The 19,877-nt window shown below is 47.7% G+C and carries 17 protein-coding genes; 13 read left to right on the top strand and 4 right to left on the bottom strand.

The window, feature by feature from the left end:
* Positions 1-201: 201 nt before the first annotated feature.
* Both ASG33_RS14220 and ASG33_RS26160 read right to left on the bottom strand, forming a co-directional pair.
* Positions 202-486, bottom strand: coding sequence for a SelT/SelW/SelH family protein (locus tag ASG33_RS14220; protein ID WP_409012525.1), 285 nt, complete (start codon positions 484-486; stop codon positions 202-204).
* Positions 487-608: 122 nt separating this feature from the next.
* Complete coding sequence (locus tag ASG33_RS26160) at positions 609-734, bottom strand: hypothetical protein (protein ID WP_255356505.1); 126 nt, start codon at positions 732-734, stop codon at positions 609-611.
* 147 nt (positions 735-881) lie between these two features.
* Between ASG33_RS26160 and ASG33_RS14225 the strand changes: the two genes are divergently transcribed.
* The 5 genes from ASG33_RS14225 to ASG33_RS14245 all read left to right on the top strand — a co-directional run bounded on the left by ASG33_RS14225 (position 882) and on the right by ASG33_RS14245 (position 4,299).
* On the top strand, positions 882-1,298 hold the full coding sequence (locus ASG33_RS14225) for a hypothetical protein (RefSeq protein ID WP_056286169.1): 417 nt from the start codon (positions 882-884) through the stop codon (positions 1,296-1,298).
* An 18-nt stretch (positions 1,299-1,316) separates the two neighbouring features.
* Positions 1,317-2,015: a hypothetical protein gene (locus ASG33_RS14230; RefSeq protein WP_157474748.1), complete on the top strand. Its 699-nt coding sequence runs from the start codon at positions 1,317-1,319 to the stop codon at positions 2,013-2,015.
* Positions 2,002-2,865 (top strand): sensor histidine kinase, encoded by an 864-nt coding sequence (locus ASG33_RS14235; RefSeq protein ID WP_082489214.1) that lies wholly within the window; start codon positions 2,002-2,004, stop codon positions 2,863-2,865. The genes ASG33_RS14230 and ASG33_RS14235 overlap by 14 nt, the downstream gene beginning before the upstream one ends.
* 6 nt (positions 2,866-2,871) lie before the next feature.
* A complete protein-coding gene (locus tag ASG33_RS14240) occupies positions 2,872-3,531 on the top strand; it encodes a response regulator transcription factor (protein ID WP_056286180.1) in 660 nt (219 codons plus the stop codon).
* Positions 3,532-3,618: 87 nt separating this feature from the next.
* Positions 3,619-4,299, top strand: a complete 681-nt coding sequence (locus ASG33_RS14245) for a type 1 glutamine amidotransferase domain-containing protein (protein ID WP_056286184.1) — start codon at positions 3,619-3,621, stop codon at positions 4,297-4,299.
* On the opposite strand, the gene rfbC is transcribed toward ASG33_RS14245, so the two are convergent.
* Positions 4,300-4,851 carry a dTDP-4-dehydrorhamnose 3,5-epimerase gene (rfbC, locus tag ASG33_RS14250; RefSeq protein ID WP_056286189.1) on the bottom strand — a complete coding sequence of 184 codons (552 nt, stop codon included), beginning with the start codon at positions 4,849-4,851 and terminating at the stop codon, positions 4,300-4,302. It abuts the gene before it with no gap.
* 101 nt (positions 4,852-4,952) lie between these two features.
* Between rfbC and pyrF the strand changes: the two genes are divergently transcribed.
* The 5 genes from pyrF (at position 4,953) to ASG33_RS14275 (ending at position 12,256) form a co-directional block, all read left to right on the top strand.
* The gene (gene pyrF / locus ASG33_RS14255; RefSeq protein ID WP_056286191.1) at positions 4,953-5,780 is read left to right on the top strand and encodes an orotidine-5'-phosphate decarboxylase; all 828 of its coding nucleotides are present in this window, start codon (positions 4,953-4,955) and stop codon (positions 5,778-5,780) included.
* Between the two features lie 46 nt (positions 5,781-5,826).
* Positions 5,827-7,056 (top strand): diaminopimelate decarboxylase, encoded by a 1,230-nt coding sequence (lysA, locus tag ASG33_RS14260; protein ID WP_056286194.1) that lies wholly within the window; start codon positions 5,827-5,829, stop codon positions 7,054-7,056.
* Between the two features lie 223 nt (positions 7,057-7,279).
* Positions 7,280-9,883 carry an ATP-dependent chaperone ClpB gene (clpB, locus tag ASG33_RS14265; protein ID WP_056286198.1) on the top strand — a complete coding sequence of 868 codons (2,604 nt, stop codon included), beginning with the start codon at positions 7,280-7,282 and terminating at the stop codon, positions 9,881-9,883.
* 279 nt (positions 9,884-10,162) lie between these two features.
* Positions 10,163-10,648 (top strand): type 1 glutamine amidotransferase domain-containing protein, encoded by a 486-nt coding sequence (locus ASG33_RS14270; RefSeq protein ID WP_409012526.1) that lies wholly within the window; start codon positions 10,163-10,165, stop codon positions 10,646-10,648.
* A gap of 111 nt (positions 10,649-10,759) precedes the next feature.
* On the top strand, positions 10,760-12,256 hold the full coding sequence (locus ASG33_RS14275; protein ID WP_056286607.1) for an ATP-binding cassette domain-containing protein: 1,497 nt from the start codon (positions 10,760-10,762) through the stop codon (positions 12,254-12,256).
* Here ASG33_RS14275 and porQ read toward each other — a convergent pair.
* The gene (gene porQ, locus ASG33_RS14280; RefSeq protein WP_056286203.1) at positions 12,253-13,308 is read right to left on the bottom strand and encodes a type IX secretion system protein PorQ; all 1,056 of its coding nucleotides are present in this window, start codon (positions 13,306-13,308) and stop codon (positions 12,253-12,255) included. The two genes, ASG33_RS14275 and porQ, sit on opposite strands and share 4 nt — an antisense overlap.
* Positions 13,309-13,394: 86 nt before the next feature.
* Between porQ and ASG33_RS14285 the strand changes: the two genes are divergently transcribed.
* From ASG33_RS14285 to ASG33_RS14295, 3 genes are all read left to right on the top strand, one after another.
* Positions 13,395-14,954: an acyl-CoA carboxylase subunit beta gene (locus tag ASG33_RS14285; RefSeq protein ID WP_056286205.1), complete on the top strand. Its 1,560-nt coding sequence runs from the start codon at positions 13,395-13,397 to the stop codon at positions 14,952-14,954.
* 135 nt (positions 14,955-15,089) lie between these two features.
* Positions 15,090-16,364: a Gfo/Idh/MocA family oxidoreductase gene (locus ASG33_RS14290; protein ID WP_056286208.1), complete on the top strand. Its 1,275-nt coding sequence runs from the start codon at positions 15,090-15,092 to the stop codon at positions 16,362-16,364.
* A gap of 77 nt (positions 16,365-16,441) precedes the next feature.
* The gene (locus ASG33_RS14295) at positions 16,442-19,870 is read left to right on the top strand and encodes a family 16 glycoside hydrolase (protein WP_056286612.1); all 3,429 of its coding nucleotides are present in this window, start codon (positions 16,442-16,444) and stop codon (positions 19,868-19,870) included.
* The last annotated feature ends 7 nt before the right edge of the window (positions 19,871-19,877 follow it).

Consider the following 19,877-nt stretch of genomic DNA (forward strand, 5'->3'; position numbering starts at 1 on the left):
AAACTGCGTGCCAAAGATTAAGTTACAGTTAAATTTTAGAGATCAGACAGCCGATAAAGCTCAATAACCTGTTATTCCACAACACTTTAACTATATTTTTCAACTAGCTTTTCTCAATGTAAAAAATGAGTAACAAATCTGTACCCGCCAAAATAGCAGTCAGCTTTACCTCACAGCGACAATATGTCCGAAATACCCCCTTTATCGGTCGTTATGACCTAATCCGCGATCGGGTGCGATGATATCTCTTATCTTCTGTTTCAGCTCTTTGGGCTCCGGAAAATGACCTTCCCTTTTACGGTCCCACACCAAGGTTTCGTCCAGGTGCACGGTATAGCGGCCTGCCACTTCCGAGGGGATTAGCGTTACTGCATGCAAATCCTCTGCAAATGTGGTAAGCAGCTCCTGCGCCATCCACGCGGCGCGAAGCAGCCAGCCGCATTTGGGACAATATTCTATGACAATAGTAGGTTTCATCTTGATCAGTGATTGAGGTTTTCAAGATAACTAAAAAAGCCGCGAAGGAAATCCCTCGCGGCTTTCGAATGTATTAACCTAACCCTCTAATCCTGATGAGAAAGGCTTGCGGACAAGCATTTCCTAACGCTTTACAAATGTATCTTAGTAGAAGCTGCTTTTTTAGCGTGAAATACCCTGATTTTCAGGTCAGGTAACATTACAATGCAGATTTGGTAATCCTCCCCGATCCACCAGGTAATATTACGTGTTTTCATTTACGATAATCGAAAATCATTTGATTAACAGACACTTAGTTACACTACCGTTAAATCAATAGGAAATGCACAGCTTGGTCTTGATAAGTCCGGTGTCTACATTTACGAATGTTAAATAATCTTTAATCCTCACTAGTAATTATTCTTATGGATGTCAAAAAATTTACCGGTAAAGAAGGACAACTTATTTCAGCTGAACGCGCGCTTGAACTGACCAAACCTCATTTGAGCAGGGAGCGCGAGATAGTAGGAAGAGGCGAGAATTTTGTGAAAGCGGAGTTTTTTGGAATACACACGTTCAATGAGCTCATCGGATTGCACGGTGACAATTGCGTGGGGTTCAGGGTGTATTACGGGGTGCGGGACGAAGACGATAATGCATTGGACGAACAGCTGCTTGTAAGAGGCAATGGAGCCAAGAAATCGACTGCCAGACTGGTAATCGTTCCCGTAGGCGCCGACGGTCGGGACCTGACCAAAAGCATGCATGCGGGCGGTTTGAAAGATATGGCAGCAGAAAAAGAAGTGATGGTTGGCGGGCCGATCTGTCCCCGTCAATGTTAATTCTTTAACAGCTGCTCAATGCTAGAGATTTATATCTCCTATTTTAAGAGGCAACCTCTGGCGAGTATTCCTGTGTTTCTGACACTGTTGCCGATCGTGCTGATCTGGCAGCGAAAAGCTTACCGGGACAATACGTTTTTGATCCTCGGAATTTACCTGATCGTCAAGTTCATGATTGACTTTCTAATGTTTGATTGGGCTTCACATAAAAAGAATACAGTGATGCTGTACAACTTCAATGTTCCGATCAGGTATTTCCTTTCCAGTCTGCTGTTCTACAAAGAACTGGAAACCAGGAGATTTAAGCAATGGGTATTGATATCAATTCCATTGTTTACCGCTTTCTCTGTGTGGGATACATTACGTACAAATCCCTGGCTGAGCGATATGCATAATCACAGGATGGTATTGTACTCGACAACAGTTGAAAGCCTTTTGATGTTATTCTGGGTTTTACTTTATTTCTATAAAACCATACGCGCACTAAAAATCCCAAACCTGCTGATCTATCCTTTTTTTTGGGTATGTTCAGGATTATTGATTTACTATTCTAGTTTTCTTTTTATTGCGCCATTACTTCATTACTCTTCCAAATGGGAAGAGTGGCTGGAAATTGGTTTCTTTACTTACGTGCCTTATATGTTTGAAAGCGTAAGTATCATTCTTTTTAGCATTGGAATAGCACAGTTTCCCAAGCCGCAGCATGCAGAACAATGAAGAACTGAAACTAGCATTACTGATAGCATTGATTGCAATGCTGATGATGGCATTTTTTGTGATCTCATTCGTCATGTACTACCAGAAACGAAGGTTTGAGGAAGAAAAGAAAATCAGCGAAATAGAAAAAAATTACAACCGGCTCCTGCTCGATACCGCGCTCAATTCAGAAGAGACAGAAAGAAGGCGCATTGCCCAGGATCTTCATGACGATATCGGAACCATGCTCTCTTTAACCAAGCTAAGCCTCAATCAATTGAGCAAGCTGGTCAGCAACTCTCACGACGAGAAGCAAGAGCAGATTATGAAAAAGTCGCAGTCGCTTGTGGAAGAAACAATCCTGCACGTGCGCCGGATTACCCGCGACCTGGTACCTACTACGCTGGAACGTTTCGGCTTGCTGGAAGCTATCGAGGAGTTTATTGATAAATTGGAAGAAGATAATAACCTGGTCATTTCCTTCCAGTCCAGCACAGCCGAATTCCCGCGCCAGGGGCAAAAGCTCGAACTGACATTGTACCGCATTATGCAGGAGCTCGTCAACAATGCGATCAAGCATGCGAGCTGTTCGAGTATCGAAATTTCTCTTGATATTGACGATAAAATGATCGGGCTGCGTGTTACTGACAATGGAGTAGGATTTGATCCTGAAAAGATCAAAGAAAACAACCTGGCGGGACTGGGATTATTAGGTATCGAAAGCCGGCTGGCTATTGTAAATGGTACTGTCCACTACGAAAAACCGGAAACAGGAGGATCAAGTGCCTGCGCGCGCATTCCTGTTATGCCGATTTCAGAAAATAAGCCCGAGCCGCTACACCCCTTCCGCAGAGAAAAAGTGAATGCATAAACCCATATGAAAACGCTTAAACTGGGCATCGCCGACGATCACGAATTATTCAGAAAAGGATTTATATCCATGCTGAGCGGCATTCCCGACTTTGAATTTATACTTGAAGCTGCAAACGGCCAGGAATTGCTCGACCGGCTGCCAGCCAATACACCCGACATTGTATTTATGGACCTGCAAATGCCGGTCATGGACGGAATTCAAGCTACCGAAGCCGCATTCGAAAGATTTCCGAATATCAAGGTGATCGTGGTGTCCATGTACAATGAGGACCGTTTTGTAATCCATATGCTTGAAAAAGGGGTACAAGGCTACCTGCTTAAAGACACAAGTCCGGATGAAGTTGAAAAAGCAATCCGCCGGGTTGACGAGGAAGGCTTTTATTACAACGACTTTGTATCAAAAGCGATGCACCGTAAAATGGTCAACAGGCAGGTAAACAAACATCCGCTGTTTCCCAACGCCTGCAATGTGGCACTTTCATCCAGGGAAAAAGAGGTACTGCAACTGATTTGTGACGGATTGTCAACCCAGGAAATTGGCGACAAGCTGTTTATCAGCGTCAGGACAGTGGAAGGTCACCGGCTGCGGGTCCTTGAAAAAACAGGTACAAAAAGCACAGCAGCTGCAGTTGCATTTGCTTATAAAAACCAGCTACTATCCTAGCCAATCTTCCTGAAATCACTGGTTAATCCTGCGATGCTTTACAGGGATTTAGTATATTTCGCGCAGTTACCATCCACGCTGCCCGCCATGAAAGTCCTGATCATCTGCACAAATCACGCAAGCTATCCAACCAAGCCTACAAAGACCGGATTGTGGCTGAGCGAGCTGACGCACTTTTATGATGTAATGGTAAAGAGGCGCATTCTGATGGATTTTGCCAGTCCGGAGGGAGGCAACATTCCCATTGACGAAAGGAGCTTTGACCTGAAAGATGAATGCAATGCGCGCTACTGGCACGATAAAGACTTTCGGGACAAACTTCAAAATTCACTTCGCCCCGAGCAGGTCCATACTTCCGACTACCGTCTTGTTTACTTCACCGGCGGTCACGGAGCAATGTGGGATTTCACCGAAAATGCTGCATTACAGGCCATTATCCGATCCGTCTACGAACATAATGGCATGATTGCGGCGGTGAGCCACGGCGTTTGTGCGCTTTTGAATGTGAAACTTTCGGACGGAACGGAGTTGATCCGCGATAAATACCTGACAGGCATTTCAAATATGGAAGAAACGCTGATGAGCTTTGTCAGCGAAGTACCTTTTTACCTGGAAGACAAGCTCAAAGAAGGCGGCGCGCATTATACCAAATCAATGATCCCTTTTATGGAATTCATTGAAATGGATGAGCGGCTGATTACCGGACAGAACCCAAGCTCAGCTAAAAAAATTGCCTCAAAAGCGCTGGAAGAACTATTTGAAAAATGATCAGGCGCTGATCACTTTATCAGGAAAAAGCGATCTGAGTGTAGGCAGTACCAGATCTTTCTCAGATACATTCGGGTTGCTAACACCCCAGTTGATGTTCAGGTCCGGATCATTCCACAATATCCCTGACTCTGCCTGCTTATTGTATATGTTCGTGCATTTGTAGCTGAATATCGCGTCTTCCACAGCAGCGAACCCGTGCGCAAAACCCTCCGGAATGTAGGCAAAGTTGTTTTTATCGCCACGAAGCTCGAATATCTCATATTGGCCGAAAGTTGGGGAATCCGGACGGATATCAACAGCCACATCCAAAACAATCCCTGATATCACCCTCACCAGCTTGCCCTGCGCAAACGGTTCATTCTGGAAATGCAAACCTCTCACAACACCTTTCTTCGAGAATGATTGATTATCCTGAACAAAGTGGGTCGGCAATCCCAGATTTTCAAAAACCTGTTTGTTGAAAGACTCAAAAAACATCCCTCTTTCATCTTCGAAAATGCGTGGGAAAATCTCTACTAAACCGGAAATGGATGTTTCTCGAATATGCATGAAAATCTTGTTCTTAGTAATTATGGATGCGAGCTTATTGTCAGGCAAATTTATGAATCTATTGTCAGACGTTGTAATTTCGCCGCAATATTTCCCGAAACATGACCTATAAAGAACTGTCCGAGCAGATACTATCCAAGAAAACCTACCTCTGCGTGGGCCTGGATACTGACATCCGCAAGATCCCTTCACACCTTCACCAAAGCGCTGATCCGGTATTTGAATTTAACAAACAGATCATTGACGCAACTGCTGACTACTGTGTTTCCTACAAACCAAATATTGCTTTTTATGAAGCAATGGGAGCAAAAGGATGGGAAAGCCTGCAAAAAACACTAGAATACATTCCGGAATCCCACTTTACAATCGCAGATGCAAAGCGCGGGGATATCGGGAATACTTCCGGCTTGTACGCCCGGACATTCTTTGACCCAAATTCCTCCGGGTTGAACTTCGACTCGGTGACAGTAGCTCCTTACATGGGCAGCGACTCGGTAATCCCGTTCCTGGAATATGAAAATAAATGGGTTATCCTTCTCGCATTAACCTCCAATTCAGGCAGTTCTGATTTTCAGCGACTGGAAGTTGGCGGCACCGCATTGTTTGAGCAGGTATTGAAAACCTCGCAGGAATGGGGCGGACCAGACAAGATCATGTATGTGGTAGGCGCCACCCAAGCTGCGGAATTTGAGAAAATACGCACCATTGTTCCCGATCACTTCCTGCTCGTGCCTGGCGTAGGCGCGCAGGGAGGAAACCTGGAAGAAGTTTCCAGATTTGGAATGAACAGCAGTTGCGGCTTGCTCGTCAATGCATCGAGAAGCATCATTTACGCAGGCAACGATAGGGATTTTGCACAAAAAGCAAAACAGGAAGCAGAGTCCATTCAAAAGGAAATGGCCGCTTATCTTGATATATATTGCAAATAACCGCCCCGACTACACCAATCAGAAATCCTTTTCCATAGCTCATTCAATGCAAGTCGCAGAACAAAATACATTTTCAATTCAGGAAATTGATCCGGCAGAACTTCTGAACACTTACGGAAGTCCGCTTTACTTATATGATGGCGGGACAATCCGCCGGAAAGCGCGCGAATTGCAGGAGGCATTTGCGGGCGTCAACATGAAGATCAAGTATGCCTGCAAAGCCAACACCAACCTCGCTATCCTTCGCCTGATGCGATCAATCGGCGTAGAACTCGATGTGGTTTCACCAGGAGAGCTGGAAATGGGATTGATAGCCGGCTACACAGCCAGCCAGGTCACTTTTACTCCGAGCGGTGTACCATTTGAGGAAGTCAAAGCGGCAGTTGACGCCGGTGCTATTGTCAATGTGGACAGTATCCCGCTGCTGGAATGGTTCGGGCAAACTTACGGGAACACCAAACCCTGCCTGATTCGCATTAAACCCAATGTAGCTGCGGGCGGCAATGCGAAAATCATGACAGCACACACGGATTCCAAGTTTGGTATCTCCGTTTTGCTGCTCGATCAGATACTTGAAGTTGTTAAGAAATACGATATCAAAATCATCGGTCTGCACCAGCATACCGGCTCCGATATCAAGGACGCAGAACCTTTCCTGAAAGTCGCTGACATTCTTTTTGAAACTGCCAAGCATTTCCCTGATCTGCAGGTAATAGACCTGGGCGGCGGATTCAAGGTTTCTTACCTGCCCGGCGACGCAGTGACGGATATGGCGCTTTTAGGCAAAAACATTTCGGAGCGTTTCCTGAACTTCTGCAAGGAATACGGCCGCGAGCTCCAATTATGGTTTGAACCCGGGAAATTTCTTGTGAGTGAGTCAGGCTATCTATTGGTAAAAACGACAGTAGTGAAGGAGGATCCTGCGCGCAATTTCGTGCATGTAGATTCTGGACTTAATCACCTGATCCGCCCGATGATGTACGGATCTTACCATCACATTCTGAATCTTTCCAATCCAAACGGCGAGCCTAAGCAGTACAATGTAGTAGGTTACATTTGCGAGACCGACACATTTGCAAGTGATCGCGAGCTGCCTGAAGTGCGCCCCGGCGATGTACTCGCATTCCTGAATGCAGGTGCTTATGGAATGACGATGAGCTCCAATTACAATGCGCGTGTCAGGCCGGCCGAAGTGCTGGTAGACAATGGAGAGGCCAAACTGGTAAGAAGGCGGGAAACGCTCGAAGACCTGCTGAAAACGCAAACTGACCTTTAAATCATTGATTATAAAATAAAAGCTGCCCCTCAAAAGGCAGCTTTTATTTTGCCCTGGTATTGACACAGTTTAAAGCGCTTGTTACCTGCAAAACATCAGCTACATTGACAGAATGTCTGCTTTTTACAGAGTTTAACATTTTCAATGCCAAAATTTCCGATTTTAAGTTCCGGCACATGATTTTTCGTAATCAGGTTGTATCAATTACAAAGAAATCAACGCCATGAATTTTAACCAATATACCATCAAAGCGCAGGAGATTATTCAGCATGCTGCACAAATGGCCCAGGGCAATCAGCAGCAAGCGATTGAAACCGGCCACGTGCTGAAAGCGATTCTGGAAGAGGACCCTAATACGTCGCTGTTCCTGCTCAACAAGCTGAACATCAGCTCGGAAGTATTGAACAACCGCCTTCAAAAAATTCTCGACGGTTATCCCCACGTGAGTGGAGGCCAGCCTTATCTGGGAAATGATATGGCCGCAGCCAGTGGAAAAGCACAGAATTACCTTAAAGAATTTGGCGACGAATTCATCAGTATAGAACTGCTGGTGCTCGGTATCCTGAGCGGAAAAGATGCCACGGCAAATATGATGAAGGAGCTTGGGTTTGAGGAGAAGAAGCTGATTAATGCGATTAAAGAACTTAGAGGAAAAAACAATCCCGTGAAAGATCAAAATGCAGAAGCTAAATACCGGTCTTTGGAACGGTATAGCAAAAATTTGAACGAACTGGCCAAAGCTGGCAAGATCGACCCGGTTATCGGCCGCGATGAAGAGATCAGGCGCGTTTTACAAATATTGAGTCGACGTACTAAAAACAACCCGATCCTGCTCGGTGAGCCCGGTGTTGGTAAAACGGCGATCGTAGAAGGTCTGGCCCAGCGGATTGTGCAGGGCGATGTTCCCGAAAACCTTAAATCGAAAACGATTGTGTCCCTGGATATGGGTCTACTGATCGCCGGCGCCAAGTACAAAGGTGAATTTGAAGAACGTCTGAAAGCAGTAATCAAGGAGGTAACCGACTCCGAAGGAGAAATCGTGCTCTTCATTGACGAGATACATACCCTGATCGGTGCAGGCGGTGGCGGTGAAAGTGCAATGGACGCAGCCAACCTGCTGAAACCCGCGCTGGCAAGAGGCGAACTGCACGCAATTGGCGCCACTACATTGAAAGAGTATCAGAAGTATGTAGAGAAAGACAAAGCGCTGGAACGCCGCTTCCAGGCAGTAATGGTGGACGAACCTAATATCCCTGACGCGATCAGCATTTTGAGGGGTATCAAGGAAAAATACGAACTGCACCACGGTGTGCGCATTCAGGACGATGCCGTTATTGCTGCTGTGGAGCTTTCAAACCGGTATATCAGCGACCGCTTCCTGCCTGACAAGGCGATCGACTTAATGGACGAAGCTGCTTCCAAATTGCGGCTTGAAATGGACAGCGTTCCCGAGGAGCTCGACGAGCTGAACCGCCGCATTATGCAGCTGGAAATTGAGCGCGAGGCGATCAGGAGGGAAAATAACAAGGATAAAGAAACTGTGCTGAACAGGGAAATAGCCGATCTCAGTGAAGAACGGAATACTTTGAAAGCACAATGGGAGAATGAAAAAGGCAAGGTAAATGAAGTCAGGGCGCTGAAAGAGCAAAGCGAACAGCTGCGCCTTGAAGCAGAACAGGCAGAACGCGCCGGGGATTTCGGAAAAGTAGCGGAGATACGTTACGGCCGCATCCCGGAAGTACAGCAAAAACTGACCGACCTTCAAAATTCCGAGAATGCAGAAAGCCTGATGCAGGAAGAGATCAGGCCCGAAGATATCGCCGAAGTAGTGGCGAAATGGACTGGTATTCCCGTAAGCAAAATGCTTCAGAGCGACCGTGAGAAGCTACTCCAGCTGGAAGCACATTTGCACCAGCGCGTGGCCGGACAGGAAGAGGCGATCGGGGTGGTATCTGATGCAGTAAGAAGAAGCCGCGCCGGTTTGCAGGATGCCAAACGCCCGATCGGTAGCTTCCTTTTCCTTGGACCGACCGGTGTTGGTAAAACAGAGCTGGCAAAAACGCTTGCAGAGTACCTGTTCAACGACGAGAATGCAATGGTGCGCATTGATATGAGCGAGTACCAGGAACGCCACGCCGTAAGCAGGCTGGTGGGTGCGCCTCCGGGATATGTGGGCTACGACGAAGGTGGCCAGCTCACCGAAGCAGTCCGCAGGAAACCATATAGCGTGATTTTGCTGGATGAGATCGAAAAAGGACATCCTGATGTATGGAACATCCTGCTTCAGGTACTGGATGAAGGTAGGCTAACTGATAACAAAGGTCGCGTTGCAAACTTCAAAAACACGATCATTATCATGACTTCCAACATTGGCAGCCACCTGATACAGGAAAAATTTGCCGAAGACGAAGGCTGGAACCATACACTGGTGGTGGAAGAAGCGAAACAGGCGGTACTTGACCTGCTGAAAGCTTCGGTAAGACCTGAGTTCCTGAACAGGATAGACGAGATTGTGCTGTTTGAACCTCTGACAATGAAAAACATCCGTAAGATTGTGGATATCCAGTTCAAAGGAATTCAACGGATGCTGCAAGAGCAGGGAATTACATTGGAAGCTACGGATGAAGCGCTTACCAAGCTTGGTGAAGACGGTTTTGATCCCGCATTCGGTGCCCGCCCATTGAAACGTGTACTTCAGAGAAGGATCCTGAATGAGCTTTCAAAAGGGATTTTGGGTGGTGAGGTTGCCAAGGATGCAGTGATCATGATGGAGCTGAATTCCCAGGGTGAACTGGTCTTTGAAAACGTAGGTGGCGTGGAGATATAAATCCGGGAATAGTTATAAAATGCAAGAGCGACTTTCGGGTCGCTCTTGTTGTTTGTGACCCTTGCGAACTGCGAACGCACTTTTCCCCACGTGGGTAGCAGGAGCGACGCCCAATTATTGAAATCAGATTGAAAGGCATATAACCAGATTGGCATAATTTTTGTGCAATTAAATAGTTAAATAATCTAACCCTTTCATCCACATCAAAATTCCATGTTACAGCCGCTCAATTCAATAAAAGTCGCAATTCTTGTTGCAGACGGATTCGAACAGGTCGAAATGGCCTGTCCCAGAAAAGTCCTAGATCAAATGGGAGCAACAACCCACCTGATCTCCCCAAATAAAGACAATGTAAGGGGATGGAGCCACCTCGATTGGGGTGAAAAATACAAGGTAAATGTGCCGCTGCAGCTAGCGCGGCCTGAATACTATGATGCACTCCTGATCCCCGGCGGAGTAATGGGAATGGACATTTTACGAATCAATCAGAAAGCGATAGAATTTGTGCGTTCATTTTTTGTAAATGGAAAACCTGTGGCAGCTATCTGTCACGGTCCGCAGATCCTCATTGACGCGGATGTGGTGATCGGCCGCACGCTCACTTCCTACGTTTCAATCCGCCACGATCTGGAAAATGCAGGAGCTATCTGGATCGACCAGGAAGTGGTGACCAACAATGGACTGGTAACCAGCCGCACTACCGACGACTTGTCTGCATTCACAACCGCAATGATCAAGGAGTTCAATCTGGAAGTGCACCAATAGCATTCATTCGCAGGCTATAAACCGCAAAGCATTCCGCCAGGAGTGCTTTTTTTGTTTCCATTTACGGCCAAAGTTGTAATCTTTGCGCACCAATCAAGTACGCAATTGCTCATGTCCGTAGTTCTTCTTCAAGACGTTTCCGTTCGAAAATACGATACCGAAGTTTTATCAGCTGTTAACTGGAATATAGAAACTGGTGAAAATTGGGTGGTTACCGGACCTAATGGCGCAGGTAAGACGATCCTGCTTGAAGTGATTGCGGGCAAATGGCCGGTACTCTCCGGCAAGATCAGCTACGGATGGAGTGAGCCTCTCCGCGAAACAGTGGAACTTGCTTCCAATGACTACTCTTTCAACCGCATTGTAAATGCAGGCGCTGAATATTACCAGCAGCGCTTTCACGCCTACGAAGCCGAACGGGCACCTACATTGCGGGCAGTTTTGACAGATCAGCTCAAACCTGTGGGTACGATTGATGAGAAATCAGTGCAGCTGAAACCTTCTTCCGTAAGCGAAGAAGAACTGCAAAGGGTTGTGGAACTGCTTTCCCTCACGCATTTACTGGATCATCCTTTCGTAACACTTTCGAATGGCGAAACCAGACGAATGCTTCTTGCAAAATCGCTTTTGAAGAAGCCCAGGGTACTGTTGCTGGACAATGCATTCAGCGGCCTGGATGTACATTCAAGGGAAGTGCTGCGCAATGCGTTAACGCAGCTTTCGCAGCAAGGTATCTCCATTATCATGGCGACTACCGCAACTGAGCTCCCACCCTGCATTACGCACGTACTGGTTTTGAATGCCGGTAAAATCGCCTCTAAAAAGCCGGTTGCAGAATTTCATGTAAATACCTCCGGACCATCTCAGCCCAAACCCACAGCCGAAAGTCTTGCGGCATTGGGCACTCCCACATTTACAGACTTCCGGCATGCATTTGACTTACGCAATATCCGGGTTAAGTACGGCTCCGACCTGATCCTGGACAATGTAAACTGGAAAGTAGCAAAAGGAGAAAAGTGGGCATTGTCAGGCGCGAACGGATCAGGAAAATCAACGTTATTGAGCATCATTACGGCAGATAACCCACAGCGTTTTGCTAATGATTTTGATCTTTTTGACAAGAAAAGAGGTGGCGCAGGCGCTTCTATCTGGGATATCAAGCAGAAGATCGGGCACGTTTCGCCGGAGCTGCATCTGTATTTCCCTCGCAACACAACCGTTTTCAAAACCATCGCTTCGGGTTTTTTCGACGCAACAGGCGTGTTTTTCAAGAAGCTGACGGAGCAACAAATTAATAGGGTACATCAGGTAGCAGAGTTGCTGCACGTAGGACAACTGGTGGAAAAGGATTTTTCACAATTATCAAAAGGTCAGCAAAGAATGGTGCTGCTGGCGCGGGCGCTTGTTAAAAACCCGCCCCTATTGATCCTCGACGAACCCTGCCAGGGACTTGACAGCGATGCGATCGACTACTTCAAGTCCGTTGTAGATGCAGTTTGTGATACGCCCGACCGGACTTTGATCTATGTGTCGCATTACGCACACGAAATTCCTTCCTGCGTAACCCGATTTTTGAAACTGGAAAAGGGAGTTGTTGTTGCGAACTAGTCTGCGAAGCCTTTTTTCACATTCATTACAATGGAAAGCGAGCTGCTGCCAAAACCCGGCACATACTGCCCACGACCATAAGAGACTTCAAACCGTTTGACCCTGAGCCAGAAGCCGAAGGAGAAACCCGCCAATGCAGCCTTGTCGGATAACCTCAATTCCTGTCTTCGCAAGTGATCATAACCCAGTAACAACCTGAAATTTTTGTGTACCAAAGCCTCAGCGCCAAGTGACAGGTGCCGGCCAAGCTTTTCGGCGATACCGACTTTTCTTGGCAGCTTATTTCCATTGATATCGTAAGTGTAAAAAAGCGCGGGATCGTTATAAACCATATCGAACCTGTTGAGATGATGCGCAGTAAGCGAGATCCTGACGGGCATATACTCGGGTTTGAAGGTAGCGCCCACCCGGATATCGAGCGGCAATACAGGCTCGGTAGCTCCATTGTAGTTTTGTTTTAAAAACCCGATGTTTTTAACGACAAACCCGACGGTAAAATCTTCCTGCGGATGCCTGAACAATGCGCCCCAGTCAAAAGCAGCGCCCCAGGTCTGGTAAGTTTCCATGGCAGCACCCACCAGCTTTAAGGTACCCCCAACTGAAAAAGCACCCATGGTGTGTCCATATCCTGCCGAAATCCCGTAATCAGCTGCTCTGAACTCCCCTATTACATTCCCCAGATTGTCTGTTTCCTGCATTGTACCGTAGTTCAGGTATTGCAATCCTACCGCCCAGGTACCATTTACAGCTTTGCCCGACCGATGTGCATAAGCCAGGTTCAGGAACTTTGTATCTGCCAGATAAGGCATCAGGTTTACTGATGCATTGTCGTTTTTGGAAGAATCCAGTAATGCAGGATTTTGGAGAAAAAGGGCGGGATCATTACCGGAAGCTGTGAGATGATGCGTGCCGAGTGCGGTACTTTTTGCCTGCGATGGCAGAACAAGAAAGTCAAGCCGGCTTTTTCCGCCAGCTGGCTGCGCATGTGCAGCCCATTGAATCAGCAGAAAAAATAATGCAAGCAGATAAGCCCGGCATCCAGTCGCCCTCATAAGTCAGTAGAATTTCCCGAATCAGTAAAATGCCGCTATATTTATAATCCGTTCAAAAACAAATGTAACTATATCGCCTGTATTACATGAAATCCGATTTAGCCTCCCATTCAGAAAAAGAATTGTTAGACAAGAAAAATGCTGAGGCTGACCTGGGTGGAGGTGAAAAAAGGATCGCGGCCCAGCATCAGAAAGGCAAGCTCACTGCGAGGGAACGGATCGCGGTTCTGGTGGATGAAGGTACATTTCAGGAGATAGGAAAGTTTGTAACGCACCGCAGCACCGATTTTGGTCTGGACAAAGAGCATTATCTCGGTGACGGTGTGGTAACCGGATATGGAAAGGTCAATGGACGCTTAACCTACGTTTTTGCACAGGATTTTACCGTTTTTGGTGGTTCATTATCAGAAACGCATGCCGAAAAGATCTGCAAGCTGATGGACCTGGCGATGAAGAACGGGGCTCCATTGATCGGATTGAATGACTCAGGCGGCGCACGCATTCAGGAAGGTGTACTTTCACTGGCTGGTTATGCCGATATCTTTTATAAAAATACCCTTGCTTCGGGCGTGATCCCGCAAATATCAGCGGTAATGGGGCCGTGCGCGGGCGGGGCTGTTTATTCACCTGCTATCACGGACTTCATTTTGATGGTTGAAAATACGAGCTACATGTTCGTTACCGGCCCGAATGTGGTCAAAACCGTCACCCACGAAGAAGTAACTTCGGAAGAACTCGGCGGCGCGATGACGCACGCTTCCAAATCGGGCGTAACGCATTTTGTTTCTCCCAATGAGGTTGAATGCCTTCTTGCGATTAAGAAGCTGCTGAGCTACGTACCTCAAAACTGCGAGGACGACGCGCCCAGACTGCATTATGATGTGCAAAATGAAGTGCGACCGACATTGAACAATATTATCCCGCCCAGCTCCAACCAGCCTTACGATATGCGCGAGATCATTCTCGAAATTACCGATGCAGACAGCTTTTTGGAGGTACACGAGCATTTTGCAGAAAATATCGTAGTGGGTTTTGCCTGGCTGGCAGGAAGGAGCATTGGTATTGTCGCCAATCAGCCGGCGGTACTGGCCGGTGTGCTGGATATCCACGCTAGTACAAAAGCAGCCAGGTTTGTGCGCTTTTGCGATAGTTTCAACATTCCCCTGCTGGTACTGGAAGATGTACCGGGCTTTCTGCCAGGAACAGACCAGGAATGGAATGCGATTATAACAAACGGCGCAAAGCTGCTGTATGCGTTTTGCGAAGCCACAGTGCCGCGCATTACGGTTATCACACGCAAAGCTTACGGCGGCGCCTACGATGTGATGAACTCCAAGCACATTGGTGCAGATATGAACTTCGCGTGGCCAAGTGCAGAGATCGCCGTAATGGGCGCAAGCGGCGCGGCGGAGATCATCTTCAAACGGGATATTGCCCAGTCTGAAAACCCGCAGGAAAAGCTGGCCGAGAAGGTAGCCGAGTACACCGAAAAGTTTGCAAATCCATACCTCGCAGCCAACCGCGGCTATATCGACGAGGTCATTTACCCTGAACAAACCCGGGAAAAGCTCATCGTGGCTTTTGAAATGCTCGAAAATAAAGTGGACGTGCTGCCACGTAAAAAGCACGGCAATATCCCGCTCTGAAAAACCCGACTTTTCACATTCCGGTAAATACTGTTCGTATTCCTATAAAGCCGGCGGCAGTTTTGGTCTCTTCTGATTATTGACCTAAATTGAAGCCCCTTACTTGTATATTTTCTTCCTAAATCACCTTAATCAATGAAAGAACAGAAAGGTACTTCTGCATCCAGAAGGAACTTTATCAAAGGCTCCATTGCGACGATAGCCACGTTTTCTATCGTTCCCCGCCACGTGCTCGGCAAGGGCTTTCTTGCCCCGAGCGATCAGCTCACCAAGGCTATTGTAGGTACCGGCTCTATGGGGCGCGGCCACATCCCTTATGCCGGAACCAAAGTAGTAGCACTCTGTGATGTGGATAAAAAGCATCTTGCAACTGCTGTAAGCATGGTCGACAAAGGCGTAAAAACCTTCTCGGACTACCGCGAGCTGATCCAGCTTCCCGAAGTGGATATTGTACACGTAGCTACCCCGCCGCACTGGCACGGGATCATCGCAGCAGACGCAGCGCGTGCAGGCAAGGATGTATGGTGTGAAAAACCGATGACGCGTACCATTGGCGAAGGAAAGCGACTGGTAGAGGCAGTTCAGCAGCATGGAAGGATTTTCAGGCTAAATACGTGGTTCCGCTTTGAAGATAATTTCTACGGAATGCGCACGCCAGTTAAACCTATTAAAAAATTGGTACAGAGCGGCTTGCTGGGCTGGCCATTGAAGGTTACAGTAAGCAAGCATACCGGTTTTGACTGGAAATTTTATTGGGTAGGAAAAACAAATAACGCACCCCAGCCCGTACCAGCAGACCTCGACTACGAGATGTGGCTCGGACCTGCACCCTACAAACCGTACAGTGAGCACCGCGTTCACCAGACTTTCCGCGGATATTGGGATTACGATGGTGGCGGACTTGGCGATATGGGCCAGCATTACCTTGACCCGATCCAGTATTTCCTTGGCAAAGACGATACCAGCCCGGTGAGCGTGGAAGTGGATGCACCTCAGCAGCATACGGAGGCAGTAGGTACCTGGCGTCGCATTACCTATACTTATGAAGATGGTTGCCAGATCATTCTGGACGGAGAAGCGAAGGACGAGAAAGTAGCCTATATCGAAGGTCCGAAAGGCAAATTGTACCCGAACTTCAAGTCGGATATACCGGATCTTGAAAAGAAACTGGCCGCATTCCCGGATCCTGAGCCACAGGTTACCGACTTTGTGGATGCCGTCAAAAACCGCAAGAAGTTTGCGCTGAATGAGGAGAACGGGCACCGTTCCTGCACGATCGTGAATATGGGACTGGCTGCGCTTCGCCTGGGCCGCTCACTGAAATTCGACCCTGAAAAACAGGAGTTCATTGACGATGAAGGAGCAAACCGCCTGATCAACCAGCCAATGCGGGGACCGTGGACTATTTGACACACGGTACTTCGAAATCCTGATTCCTGAAACCAATATCATATATGCTGCCGGCCCGAGTGACCGGCTTCTCTAACATGAAGAAATTTATATACTCCATTGTTGCATCGTCCCTGCTTGCTTCGCAGACGATCGCACAGACCAATGCCTCACTTACCAATCAGATCGAAGTCATTTTTTCAAAGTTACCTGCTCAGAATGAGGCCGGGTTGAAGAAAAACATGACGGAACTCGAACAGCTTGGCAAACCCGCATTGGTTCAGATTGCCTCCATGCTGACTCCGCTCGGCAAAGGCGATAATACCAAAATCCAGTATGCACTCGGCGGCTTTACTTACTATGCTTCGCAAGCTGGCAAGGAAACTGCCAGAAAAGCGGCCTCAGAAGCTTACAGTGAAGCACTCGGAAAGGTTAACGATCCGGACAGCAAAAACTTCCTGATTTATCAGCTGCAAACAGTCGGAAAAGATGAGTCTGTTGAGGCATTGAAATCTTACCTCAGCGACGAGCGACTATCAGGTCCGGCTGCCCGTGCACTGGCAAGAAACGGCTCGAATGCAGCCGGCAGCGCATTGTTCCAGGCACTTGGCAATGCAAAAGGCGCAGCCCGCATCGCGATCATTGAGGCGCTAGGTGATACCAAATTCAAAGAAGCCGCTCCTGAAATCGAGAAAACAGCGACAAATGGAGATCTCGCATTACGAAAGGTTAGTTTATACGCCCTGTCGGAAATTGCGGTACCTTCTTCGGAACAGCTGTTGATGCTGGCTGCGCAAAAAGTGATGTATGGTTACGACGAAAGCGACGCAACCGCAGTTTACCTGAAATACCTCGCCAATCTTGCAAAAACTGGCAATGCGCCTATTGCTGAGAAAGCGGCACTTGCACTGATCAAAAACACGCCTGATCCCAAGCAGGTAGCAACAAGATCATCTGCCTTGAAAATTTACGCGGATAGCAAAAAGCGCGAATCAGTGCCTGCGCTTGTCAGCGCAATGAAAAGTACTGATCCCGAATACCGTGCGGCGGCATTGAAGCTTGGTCAGAAATATTTAATGGCGAACGGAGCTGCTTCCTGGCTTTCAGCTATGAAGGGCGCGCAGCCGGAGGTTCAGGCAGAGATTATTACCATGCTTGGCCACGCAGGTTCACAGGACGCATTGCCCACCATTCTGAAATCATTGACATCAAAAGATACCAGGGTTAAAAGTGCAGCGATATGGGCCGCCGGGAAAATCGGCCAGGAAAGCAGCGTTCCAGCTTTGATCAATGTATCCAAAACAGCCAGTGCGGCTGAGATCAAAACTATAAAAAGCAGCCTGCTTACCATTAAAGGTGCCAGTTTAACGGATCAGATCGCCAAAGCATTGCCTGCACTTCCCAACCCTGCCAAGGCAGCGATGATCGACGTTTTGGCTGCACGGGCAGCCAGCTCGAAACTGGCGGTTGTATCGGCGCAATTAAAAAGTACAGATCCTGACGTACACAAATCGGCATTCGAAGCGCTAAAATCACTTGCCGAGCCGAAAGACCTGCCTCAGCTTTTTTCACTTTTAAATACTGAAACGGCACCCGCGGATATCACAGCAACACAGCAGGCGATCAGTGCAGTAGTGAAAGGCTCTGGTGACACCAACTCCCAGACTGAGCTGGTTCTGAAACAAATGCAAGCTGCGTCTGCGGGCAAACAGGCCAATTACCTTCCTGTGCTGGCAACCATCGGCGGCAAAAAAGCATTATCGTCTGTTGTGGCTTCTTACGAGAAAGGCGACGCAGAAATGAAAAAGATGGCCATCAGCTCGCTGGCTGCATGGTCGGATGCAAATGCTGCCAGGGAATTGCTGGCTATCACGAAAAAGACTTCGGATAATGCTGAATTCGAAGCTGCATTCTCAGGTTACATTGCCGCCGCTGCCAAGTCTCCCAAAACGCCTACTGTGAAAGTGTTAATGCTGCGTGATGCGATGAGCTTAGCCAGGACAGATGCGCAAAAAGAGGCGATTTTGAAAGAGCTGGCAAGATACCGGACCTTTAATGCACTGCTGTTTGCCGGAAAATACCTGGATCAGCCCGCAACCCGCCAGTCGGCTGCACAAGCGGTGACGAGCATTGCATTGGCCAATAAAAACTTTTATGGCGCCGAAGTACGTGATGTTATTACCAAGGCAATTTCAGCATTGAAGGATGGTGATTACCAGTTGGAAGCCATTAAAAAGCATTTGTCTGAACTGCCTGCCGGTGAAGGATTTGTGTCTTTGTTTAATGGAAAAGATCTGTCAGGCTGGAAAGGGCTGGTTGAAAATCCGGTAGCACGCGGCAAAATGAGCGCTGATACTTTGAAGGCGAAACAGGCCAAGGCGGATGAAATCATGAAAAAAGGCTGGTATGCCAAAGACGGTGAACTCGTTTTCTCCGGACATGGCGATAACCTTTGCACTGTGAAACAATACGGTGATTTTGAAATGTATGTGGATTGGAAAATCCAGAAAGACGGTGACGCGGGCATTTACCTGAGAGGTACCCCACAGGTTCAGATCTGGGACACTTCGCGTGTGGATGTTGGCGCGCAGGTGGGTTCAGGCGGTTTGTATAACAATCAGAAAAACCCGAGCAAGCCTTCAAAGCTGGCGGATAATGCAATCGGAGACTGGAATACATTCCACATTACCATGATCGGCGACCGCGTTTCGGTTGATTTGAATGGAGAAAATGTAGTCGACAATGTGGTTCTCGAAAATTACTGGGACCGCAACCTGCCTGTTTTTGCCAAAGAACAACTCGAATTGCAGGCACATGGAAACCAGATCAACTACCGCGATGTATATGTGCGTGAGATCCCGAGAAACGAATTTGTTTTGCCGGCCGAAGAGAAAAAGGAAGGCTTTAAAGTGCTTTTTGACGGAGCCAACCTGTTTGAATGGGTAGGAAACAAAACCGACTATTTCATTGAAAACGGCGAGCTGGTCGTAGATCCTAAGAAAGGCGGAAGCGGGAATTTGTATACAAAAGACGAGTTCAGCGACTTCGAATTCCGCTTTGAGTTCCAGCTGACTCCCGGCGCCAATAACGGGCTGGGTATCAGAACGCCAATGCAGGGAGATGCAGCTTACGTAGGTACCGAAATCCAGATCCTGGACAACGATGCGGATATTTATAAAGATTTGAAAGAGTACCAGTACCACGGATCCGCTTACGGGATTATTCCTGCAAAAAGAGGCTTTTTGAAGCCTATGGGCGAATGGAACTACGAAGAAGTACGCGTTCAGGGCTCCAAGATCAGGGTTACATTGAACGGGACGGTGATCGTCGACGGCGACCTGGCAGAAGCAAGTAAAAACGGGACTCCCGACCATAAAGAACATCCCGGACTTTCAAGAACTTCGGGGCATTTGGGCTTCCTTGGTCACGGTTCTCCTCTTAAATTCAGGAATATCAGGATCAATGATCTCACGAAAGTGCAGGCTGCGCCGGTGGTAGAAAAGAAGAAAGGAAAAAAGCGAAAGTGAGGCTGTT

Source organism: Dyadobacter sp. Leaf189 (assembly GCF_001424405.1).
In the GTDB taxonomy this organism is placed as follows: Bacteria; Bacteroidota; Bacteroidia; order Cytophagales; family Spirosomataceae; genus Dyadobacter.